This is a genomic window from Flavobacteriales bacterium, from assembly GCA_016779995.1.
GTDB lineage: Bacteria > Bacteroidota > Bacteroidia > Flavobacteriales > UBA7312 > UBA8444.
This window is the reverse complement of record JADHMO010000009.1, coordinates 1-11630: the sequence shown is the minus strand read 5'-3', so window position 1 is coordinate 11630 and position 11630 is coordinate 1. Positions and strand designations below refer to the sequence as shown.

The 11630-nt window shown below is 34.4% G+C and carries 4 protein-coding genes; all 4 read left to right on the top strand.

Translation table 11 applies throughout. The features are described 5' to 3' along the window. The first annotated feature begins 95 nt into the window (after nt 1-95). Complete coding sequence (gene truA / locus ISP71_06480; protein ID MBL6663733.1) at nt 96-842, top strand: tRNA pseudouridine(38-40) synthase TruA; 747 nt, start codon at nt 96-98, stop codon at nt 840-842. Beyond that, on the top strand, nt 833-2587 hold the full coding sequence (locus ISP71_06475) for an ABC transporter ATP-binding protein (protein MBL6663732.1): 1755 nt from the start codon (nt 833-835) through the stop codon (nt 2585-2587). Before truA ends, ISP71_06475 begins: the two co-directional genes overlap by 10 nt. A gap of 69 nt (nt 2588-2656) precedes the next feature. Next, nucleotides 2657-7579 carry a choice-of-anchor L domain-containing protein gene (locus ISP71_06470; protein ID MBL6663731.1) on the top strand — a complete coding sequence of 1641 codons (4923 nt, stop codon included), beginning with the start codon at nt 2657-2659 and terminating at the stop codon, nt 7577-7579. 117 nt (nt 7580-7696) lie between these two features. Continuing rightward, nucleotides 7697-11630 (top strand): SprB repeat-containing protein (locus ISP71_06465; GenBank protein MBL6663730.1); only part of this gene is annotated, 3934 nt, incomplete at its 3' end.

Below are 11630 nucleotides of genomic sequence, written 5' to 3'. Positions count from 1 at the left end.
GTCAAACAATTTACGATTACATTATTTACATTTTGAAATTCAGACAAAAGACTAATTTTCTAAATTCAATTGAATATCTTCGCACTGTTCAAAGTATGCAGCGATATTTTATAGAAATAATGTATGATGGTTCTAACTATCATGGGTGGCAGGTTCAACCTAATTCTGTTACAGTACAAGAGCAATTAGAGAAGGCAATAAGTACAGTTTTAAATAAAAAAATAGGAGTTATGGGAGCTGGCCGTACCGATACAGGCGTTCATGCTAAGCAATTTTTTGCGCATTTTGATTACGACTCCAATCTAACAGATGAGAATATCGTTTATCGTCTTAATTGTTTTCTACCAGAAGACATTTGTGTAAAATCTATTAGTGAGGTAAAAGCTGATGCGCATTGTCGATTTGATGCGATTTCAAGAACTTATGAGTACATTATCTATAACTCTAAAAATCCTTTTTGGGTTGACAAGGCTTATTTTTTACATAAGACATTAGATATTGATGAAATGAACAAAGCAGCAAACTGTTTATTTGATTTCATAGATTTTACTTCCTTCTCTAAATTGCATACGCAGACCAAGACTAACAACTGCACCATAAAGAAAGCAGTTTGGGAGCAAAAGAATGATACGCTTATTTTTACTATCCAAGCAGACCGCTTTTTAAGAAATATGGTAAGAGCTATTGTAGGTACTTTAATAAATGTTGGTTTAGGCAAAATAAGTATTGATGATTTTATTAACATCATAAAATCAAAAGATAGGGCACAAGCTGGAACTTCTGTTCCTGCACATGCGTTGTACTTAACTCAAGTATGTTACCCTAAAACAATATGGTCATGAGTAAAGTAAGCGGTAAAACTTTTGACGCCTCATTGTTAAAGAGGGTTTTGAAGTATGTAAAACCTTATATAAAGATTTTTTATGGTACGGCAATATTTGCAATTTTAATCGCTTTTCTATCTCCTACACGACCTTTATTAATTCAGTATGCTTTTGATAACTTCATCCTAACTCCAAATGAAGACAAATTACTTTTAATAACCCTTTTGTTAGTAGGCTTGTTATTTGCTGAAAGCATATTGCAATACTTTTACACCTACTGGTCCAATTTTTTAGGTCAAAGTGTAATTAGAGATTTGAGATTACAGGTTTACCAAAAAATCATCAATTTTAAACAACAATACTTTGATAAGAATCCAATAGGTGCTTTAGTAACTCGTGTTGTTTCAGACATAGAAACTATTTCAGATATATTTTCTCAAGGTTTATTAGTTATCATAGCCGATATTCTGAAGTTAATTATCGTCATTGTTGTAATGTTTGTAACCGACTGGCGATTAGCCTTATTTAGTTTAGCATCAATTCCTTTATTGCTAATAGCTACCTACTGGTTTAAGCGTTCTATTAAATCAGCATTTCAAGATGTTAGAAAGCAAGTATCTGCCTTAAACACTTTTGTTCAGGAACATATCGTTGGTATGTATATTGTTCAATTGTTCAATAGAGAAGATATTGAGTTTGAAAAATTTAAAACAATCAATAATAGCCACAAAAAAGCTCATATTAGATCCATTTGGTATTACTCTGTATTTTTTCCAATTGTTGAAATTTTATCAGCTATTTCTATCGGATTACTTATCTGGTGGGGAGGGATAGAAGCCGTTACGACTTCAGACGTTACACTTGGAGAATTGATAGCTTTTATATTATACATTCACATGTTGTTTAGACCTATTCGCCAGTTAGCTGATCGTTTCAATGTTTTACAAATGGGAATGGTAGCTTCTGAAAGAGTATTCAGAGTTTTAGATACAGACGACTCAATCTCTAATTTAGGAAAAATGTCACTTGATAATTGCAAAGGTGATATTGAGTTCAAGAATGTTTGGTTTGCCTACAACGATGAGGATTGGGTGTTAAGAGATGTGTCATTTAAAGTTTCTGCAGGAGAGACCTTAGCTTTAGTAGGAGCTACTGGTGCTGGTAAGTCCTCGATTATCAATTTATTGACTCGCAATTATGAAATTAACAAAGGTTCTATACTAATCGATGGAATTGATTATTTGGAATACGATTTAAATTCATTGAGAGAAAATATCGCTGTTGTATTGCAGGACGTATTCTTGTTTTCTGATACTATTTACAATAACATTACTCTAGGAAGAGATATAAATTTGGATAAAGTAAAAGCTTATGCCAAAGACATCGAAATTGATGACTTTATTCAGTCTTTACCTAATACTTATCATTACAATGTTAGAGAAAGAGGAGGTATGTTATCTTTGGGTCAGCGACAATTAATTTCTTTTGTTAGAGCTTATGTCAACCAGCCTAAAATATTAGTACTGGATGAGGCTACCTCAAGTATAGATTCAGAAAGTGAGTCTTTAATTCAACGCTCTTCTGAAAAATTAACAAAGGACAGAACTTCAATAGTAATTGCTCACCGTTTGGCCACCGTTCAAAATGCTGATACCATTATTTTACTTGAAGATGGTGAATTGATAGAAGAAGGATCACATCAAGAATTATTATCTACAAATGGTAAATACAAGTTATTGTATGATTTACAATTTCAAAATTAGTTCAAGATAAATTTTAAATTTTTTTGAAATAGTTTTCGTAAATTGCGGTAGTTTAAATCCTTAGTTACTATGAAAGTCTTAAAACCTACTTTTCTTCTTGTATTTACCTTTTTATTTTTTTTAAAGAATACGTTTTCTCAAATTGCTGTTAACAACAACGCACCCTACAACACAGCTACCTACCTAATTGACAGTTTACTTTTGGGTGAAGGAGTTATTGCTTCTAACCATTCTTTTCAAGGAGATCCATTACAAATAGGTTTTTTTAATGGTGTCAATTCCAATATTGGACTAGATAGTGGTATTGTAATGTCAACTGGCGGAATATCTGAAATTGTTCCTGAAAATATAAATCAATTTACAACTAACAATGTAGTTGATCCTGATTTACTCGACTTAGCCAATTCTGTACCCCCATTGATTGATCAAGGTTTTACAGTCACTTCTGTTAATGACATTGCGATTTTAGAATTTGATTTTGTGCCCGTTTCCTCCTATATGTCATTCAAATATGTCTTTGCTTCAAAAGAGTATTTTGCTTTTGAAAACACACAATTTAATGATGTATTTGGTTTTTTTATATCAGGACCAAATATTGCAGGGCCTTATTCTAGTCCTCCAGAATTTCCTAATGGCAGCATAAACATAGCAACATTTCAAAGTATTGAGGCTAATAGTATGGGCGTAGATTTACCCATTACCATATCTTCTATCAATGGAGATTATAACTCTCCTTTTTTTGTTAGTAATCAAAACGGAACTAACACTGTTAATTCAGATGTTGATGGATTTACAGTAGAAATGACGGCACAAGCTCATGTAGTTTGTGGACAAACTTATCATATTCGTTTAGCCATTGCAGACGGAGGTGATGTTGGTTTTTCATCTTTTGTATTGCTTGATGCAGGAAGTTTTTCTTCACCACCGATTGAAGTTGGTAATAGTTTAGGGGTCAATTCAGACCAGATATTTACAGATTGTGGTGCGCCAGTTACTTTATCTGCTCAAGTGCAAGACCCAGAAATTTTTGAATTTTTATGGAATACCGGAGATACAACTCAAAGTATTACAGTTCCTCCAGGCTATTATTGGGTACAAGCGACGGATTCATCAGGTTGTTCAATTCAGTCGGATTCAATGAGAGTTTATTCTCAACCGATTCCAGAAATAGAACTTTCAGAAAAGGATTATTTTTGTGAAAATAGTTCAGTTCTTTTAAGCCCAGTGGTAAGTGGAGGGACATTGCCTTATGAATACAATTGGATAAATTATAGTAATGATTTGCAGTTAGAAGTGAATCAAGGGGGTGTTTACACAATTGTCGCAACTGATGCTAATAGTTGTACAGATACAGCGAGTATAGAAATAGTAGAAAAGCCCTTGCCAGAATTGTCTTATTCTCCACAAGATATTTTGGTATGTGGTGGTACTCCTGTTTTAGTTAGTGTTGATGGTGCTAAAAGTTACAAGTGGAGTCCAAATATTTCTTTGTCCTCCGATACAGGAAAAACTGTAGAGATTAATGTATTATCATCAATTACTTATACGGTAGAGGGAACTGACAGTAATGGTTGTAAAAATTCTTTATATGTGCCAGTATCAGCAACAGAGAACTTTGATTTAGATATTACAACTAACCCAGTAAGTTGTCAAGGTTTTAGTGATGGTTCGATTACAATTTTAGCTAATAATTCAGCTGTTTCACCTCTACATTATTCAATTGACGGGGGGCAAAACTTTCACAATAATTATATATTCAATAATTTAGATTTTGGAACTTATGACGTGCAAGTTATGGATGGCTTGGGTTGTATTGTCTCAGAAACTGCTGTTGTTGGCTCCTCTCAACCAGAAATTGAATTACTCGTTGGTTCCTCAAACCCTAAATGCTATGGTGACCCCTCTGGGGTTGTATGGGTTGAAGAAATTTCTGGTGGAAATGTAGCTTCTTCTTACTCTTACAAATGGTTCAATTCATTGACTAATGAATTAGTTGGTACAGACTCTCTTTTAAATGTTCCTGCAGCTGCTTATTATCTAGTAGTGGAAGATGACAACGGCTGTCGTGTTACTGACGAAGTTGATGTAGAACAGCCAATGGCATTATTGTACGATACGACTAAAACAGATATCTCATGTTATGGTGAAAAAGATGGTGAAATTAGCATTAGTATATACGGAGGAGGCACTCCACCTTATAGTTATGATTGGTTAAACTATGGAAATGCATCTACTTCATTCTTAGAAGATTTAGAAAAAGGGACATATAATTTATTGATTACAGATAGTAATAATTGTATGACATCTTTAAGTTTTCAAATTGAAGAGCCTTTATTGCCCTTGTCTTTTAATTTGGATAGTACTAAAATTGAATGTCATGGAGAGTCAACTGGAACTGCAAGTGTATCAGTAAATGGTGGCAACCCACCATATTTTTATCAATGGAGCAGCGGTCATGTAACACCTTCGGCAGAGCAATTATCATCAGGAATCTATACTATTAAAGTAACAGACTCAAGAGGTTGTATTGCAATTGATTCTATTGAAGTTGTTGAAAATAATGCAATTGTTACGAATAGAAATGTAACTCCAACCAGTTGCTATGGAACTCAAGATGGAACAGCAGTTGTAACGGCATCTGGCGGAGTAGGAAATTTAACGTACAATTGGTCTAATGGAATTTCTGTAAATTCTATAACATCAGGTTTTGGAGAGTATATTCTGTTTGTTGAAGATGAATTGGGTTGTATAAAAACCGACACAATTTTAATCAATCAGCCTAGAAAAATTAGTGTTCGATTATTGACGACAGATGTGAGTTGTAACGGAGGGTTTGATGGTAAATTAGAAAGTTTTGTTAGTGGAGGTACTCTATATAATAATCAGAATTACACCTACAATTGGACAATTGACGGAAACCCTTTGCCCTACAATAATAATATTGCAAATAACTTACCTGCATCAACTTCGCCATATGCTCTTAAGGTTGTTGATTCCAACGGTTGTTCGAAAACGGTTTATTCTTTTATAAGTGAACCGTCAAAATTAGAAATAGATACCAGTGAAGTTGTCGCCTCATATTGTTACAATATTCCATCAGGTAAGGCTTCAGTAATTGCTTCAGGTGGATTTTTAGAGCCTGATGGTGAATATATGTTTAGTTGGAGTACGGGCAATACAGGGTCTGTTTTGCAAAATCAAATTCCGGGAACATATACTGTTACGGTTGAAGATGATAATTCATGCAAGGATTCACTTGTTTTAGAAATTCCATTAGACGACAAATTTCAATTAACTATAACTTCAGACTCTTTGAATTGTTATGACGATGCAAGTGGTAAAGCGACTGTAGTATCAACAGGAGGTTTTTCTCCATATACTTACAATTGGAATACCCCTAATTTAGGTATAGTTTCCAATGTTAGTAATGCTAATAGCAATACCTTAATGAATATTACTCAAGGAATTACAAGTGTATCCGTTACAGATGTAAATGGTTGTACTAAAATAACACAAGTAAATGTTGAGCAACCAGAGGAATTGGTTTTCTCTGTCTTTAAAGAATTTGATGAAAGTTGTTCTGGAGAAGTGTCAGCATGTGACGGAGTACTGCGTGTTCAAGCAGAAGGAGGAATAGGCTCTTACAATTTTAAATGCTTAGATGCTTCAAATGATGTAATTTCTACTAGTCAATCTAATATTGAGGCATTGTTTACTTCATTGTGTGCTGATTTTTATCAGGTAATTGTAGAGGATGAAAATAATTGTGTTGCATCAGCTAGTGGTAACGGACTTGTTTTACCAGTAGAAATAATAGCTGGTACCCCTGTACAATCAGCTATAAATACAAATCCAGGTTCAATAAGTAACTCAATAAATTGTTACGGTGACACGGCTGTTTCTGCAACAGTTTTAAACCCAAACTCAAGTTACACTTACCAATGGTATGTCGATAATGTATTGTTCTCTAGTGGTATAAACGCCATTTTGCCCGCTGGTGAAATTCACATAAGAGCTATCGCAACTCCTAATTGTTACACCAATTCTGAGTCAATTATATTTAACCAACCTTCTCAGCTTATGATAACACAAGAAATAGATCATGTGAGTTGTAATGGAGGCAATAATGGAAATATTAACATTGAAGGAGTTGGTGGAGTTTTACCATACACTTACAGTTGGTCACATCTTAGTGATGGTTTAGGAACTACTGAAGATATTAGTAATTTGGCAGCAGGTGTATATACTTTATTATTAAAAGACGCTAGCAATTGTGAGCGTCAATTTGAAATTGAAGTCTTCGAGCCAAGTAGTTTATCAGCAAGTTCAATTGTACAAGATGTCAGTTGCAATGGAGGTAATGATGGTAGTGCTACTTTGACAGTTGCAGGAGGAACAGCTCCTTATTCAATAAATTGGCAGGGCGAGGACTCGACTTCACTAAATGTGGGAGTCTATGATGTTGTAATATCAGATGTTAATTCTTGCTCAAGTATTGTAGAAATAACAATAAATCAACCTTCAGCTGTTACTGCAAATTTCAATTCAAATCAAATCCCTTTTGAAGCTAGTGCTAGTGGAGGGAATTCGCCTTATACTTTTGATTGGTTATATTTTGGAAATTATCAATCAAGTGGCAATACATTTACCCCATCAGAAAATGGTGAAATTACATTAGTTGCTAAAGACGCAAGTGGGTGTGAAAGTAGAATTATGAAAGTAATAACAAATGTTGAGGTTTCGGAATTTGAAAAATCTAAATTACTGATTTATCCTAATCCTGTTAGTACTCATTTTATTGTTGAGGTTAAATCTAAAAATCAAAACCAAGAATTTGTTTTGAACTTGATAGATTCAAGAGGTAGAATTGTTAAAGAAAAAGTTTTTAAAGAGTCTATTTTGCTTGATAGGGGTGATTTAGCTGAAGGGCTCTATTTTCTACAAATTAGCTCAGAAACAGAAAGCTATAAACAATCGATAGTTTTAGATTAATAACATCTAAGCTTTATTTTGTAAAAAAAAGTGATGAATATGTAAGTCGAATATTGTCAAATACTTCATAAAATGAAATACTTTTAGTAACTTGCGATAGTTTATTTCAAGTTCATTATGAAGACCACTAAACCTCAAAATTTTTTGACACTATTATTGTGTGTATTTTTCTTAAATTCATACGCTCAAATTACGACAGATTCTAATCCTCCTTATGATTCTCCAATATTTCTAGTTGATAGTTTATTGTTGGGTGAGGGTGTTGTTGCTACTAATCACACTTTTCAAGGAGATCCTTTACAAATAGGCTTCTTTAATGGTGAAAACAGTAACATTGGATTGGATAGTGGAATTGTAATGGCTACTGGAGATATTGTTGAGATTGTTCCAGGTGCTTTTGGAGGATTTTTTGCTAATGCTGTTGACGATCCAGATTTATTGGAATTAGCTAGTTCTGTTCCTGACTTAATAGGACAAAATTTCAACGTAACATCTGTCAATGACGTTGCAATTTTAGAATTTGATTTCGTGCCTGTTTCTTCTTACTTGTCATTTAAATATGTTTTCGCCTCGGAAGAATATTTTGCATATGAAAACACTCAATTTAATGATGTTTTCGGTTTCTTTATTTCAGGACCTAATATTGTAGGGCCTTATTCTAGTCCGCCAGAATTTCCTGATGGAAGTATTAATATTGCTACCTTTGAAAGTATGGAGCTAAATAGTTTAGGAGTAGATTTACCTATCACTATTTCTTCTGTAAATTCATCATACAACCCCGCTCTATTTATAACTAATCAAAATAATGGTGCAAATACAGTTAACTCTACTGTTGATGGTTTTACCACAGTAATTACTGCCGAGGCCAATGTTCTTTGTGGTGCTACTTATCATATACGATTGGCAATAGCTGATGGTACCGATACAGGATTATCTTCTTTTGTATTATTAGAAGCTGGTAGTTTTTCTTCACCACCACTAACAGTAGATAATAGTTTAGGCGTTGATTCTTCCGAGATATTCACCAATTGCGGAGCACCCGTAACACTTACTGCTAATGTTGCAGGTGATAATTATGAATTTCTTTGGAATACTGGTGAAACAACTCAAAGTGTTATTGCAACTCCAGGATATTACTGGGTTCAGGCTACTGACTCAACTGGATGTACTGTTCAATCTGATTCTTTGAGAGTATATTCACAGCCAGTTCCAGAAATTGTTTTACCAAATCAAGATAATTATTGCGAGGGGGATACCTACTTAATCGATCCAGTTATAAACAGTGGTACGGCACCTTTTTATTTTGACTGGGGAGACTTTGGAAATGCTAATCAACTTGAAGTTAATGAGCCAGGTATTTACACATTGACTGTTGTAGATTCTAATGGATGTTCGGATATTCATAATATAGAGTTATTCGAGAAGGCTTTGCCTGAAGTGTCATTTTCACCTGAAGAAATATTAGTTTGTGGTGGAATACCCGTCGAAGTTAGTGCTTATGGTGCTCAGACCTATTTTTGGTCGCCAAATTTGTCCTTATCATCTGACACTGGAAGTACAATTGAGATTTCAACTTTATCGTCTATTACATACACGCTTGAAGGTATAGACTCAATAGGATGTTCAAGTACAATACTAGTTCCTACAACTGCAACTGATGACTTTAGTTTGGATGTCAGCGTCCAAGATGTAAGTTGTCAAGGCTATTCCGACGGTTCAATAACGATTTTACCTCAAAGTACGGCCATTTCACCAATTCAATATTCTATTGATGGAGGTCAAAACTATTTTGATTTCTTTACTTTTAATAACTTAAATTTTGGAAGTTACGATATAAAAGTTAAAGATGGAATAGGATGTGTAATCAGCGATAGTATTTTTGTAGAATCTGCACAACCTGATATTGAAGTTTTAACTACATCATTAGACATAAGCTGTCCAAGTGATAGTTCAGGAGTAGTTAGAGTTGAAGAAATTTCTGGTGGAAATGTTAGCTCTGGATATTCTTATACATGGTTTAATTCTGGCACTGATGAAGTAGTTGGAACGGATTCAGTTTTAACGGTTCCTGCTGGAGGGTACTATTTGGTTGTTGAAGATGATAACGGTTGTCAAGCGACTGATGAGGTGTTCGTAACACAGCCCAATCCTTTTTCAACTTCATACACTAAAAATGATGTGACCTGTCATGGTGGTAACGATGGTCAAATTGTGGTTAGTGTAAATGGAGGAGGTACACCACCATACGAATTAGATTGGGTTAATTTTGGTAATGCACATACCCCATATCTTTATAATTTAGAAGATGGCGTGTATGAGTTAGAAATTTCTGATGCTAATGATTGTACAAGTTCTTTAAGTATTGAAATAACAGAATCACCTACACCTTTAACAATTCAAGTGGAAAGCCTTGGAATTAGTTGCTTCGGAGCTTCAACTGGTTCAGCTCATGTCATTGCTAATGGAGGTACGCCGCCATATTTTTATCAATGGAGTAGTGGACATGTTAACGCTGATGCTGGGCAAATTCCATCTGGAATATACTCTGTAGAAGTTACTGACTCAAGAGGCTGCAGCCTAACTGACTCTGTTGAGGTTGGAGAGAATGACGAAATAATTTCACAATTAAGTTCAACACCTACATCTTGTTTTGGTTTATATGATGGAACGGCAACAATTTTTAGTGTTGGAGGAACAGGAAACTTAACATACACCTGGTCTACTGGTGAAAACTCATCTTCAATCACTTCAGGTTTTGGAGAATATTGGGTAATAGTTGAAGATGAAATAGGTTGTATAACTGAAGACACAATTCTTATAAATCAGCCTCAAAAGATAAGAACTGAATTGTCAATTGATGATGTCAGTTGTTTTGGAGGTTCTAATGGAAATATTGAAGCTGATATTAGCGGTGGAACTCCCTTTTTTGATGATACATACACCTGCACTTGGACTTTGAATAATGATACTGTTGGATTTGATTATTACATCTTAAGCTCAGTATCTTCTTCTAATTTGCCCTATGTCTTAAATGTTGTTGATTTTAACGGGTGTAGTCATACTGCTTATGCTTTCATAGATGAACCTCCAGCAATCAATCTAGAAGTTAGTGAAATAATTCCAACTTATTGTTTAAATATCCCTGCTGGTGAGGCTTCAGTTGTTACTTCGGGTGGTTTTTTAAATCCCGATGGAATGTATTCTTACACATGGAATACTGGACAAACTGGTGCTGTCTTGTCAAATCAAACATCAGGAATTTATACTGTTATTGTTGAAGATGATAATGCTTGTAAGGATACTCTTAGCTTAGAGATTCCTTTAGAGGATAATTTTACACTAGCAATAAATTCAACTCCTTTAAATTGTTATGAAGATGCTAGTGGAAGTGCAACAGTTAGTTCTATAGGTGGTTTTGGACCCTATACTTATGATTGGAACACTTCAGAAGGAATTATTTCTCAACAGATGAGTCCAGCTAGTAATAATACTATTTTAAACTTAACACAAGGAGTTACTAGTGTAGTTGTAACTGACGTTAACGGTTGTGCTAAAACAACACAAATTAATGTTGATCAACCAACTGAATTACAGTATTCGGTTTTCAAGGAAAATGATGAAACTTGTTCTGGTGAATTTTCGTCTTGTGATGGTCAAATTAAAGTAGAAGTTGATGGCGGTGTTGGTAGTTACACGATTAATTGTATCAATTCATCAAATGAAATAATTGCTACTAATCAAAGTGATTCATTATCTGAATTTGATTTATTATGTGCTGATTTTTATCAAATTTCGGTAACCGATGAGCACGGATGTTCGGGTGTGCTAAGTGGTAGTGGTTTGCCATTACCTGTTGAAATTATTGCGGGTAGCCCTGTGACATCCTCTATCAATACTACAACGGGTTCTATAACAAACAATATTTTATGTTACGGAGATACTGCAGCATCACTTTCTGTATCTAATCCTAACCCTTCTTATACTTATGATTGGTATGTCAATGGAGAACTGTTTACTAGTGGTTTGAATGTTGTTTTACCTGCTGGAGAAA

Excerpts from the sequence above, each read along its gene's own strand:
- truA (MBL6663733.1), top strand. The coding sequence starts at position 96 with ATGCAGCGATATTTTATAGAAATAATGTATGATGGTTCTAACTATCAT.
- ISP71_06475 (MBL6663732.1), top strand. The coding sequence starts at position 833 with ATGGTCATGAGTAAAGTAAGCGGTAAAACTTTTGACGCCTCATTGTTA.
- ISP71_06470 (MBL6663731.1), top strand. The coding sequence starts at position 2,657 with ATGAAAGTCTTAAAACCTACTTTTCTTCTTGTATTTACCTTTTTATTT.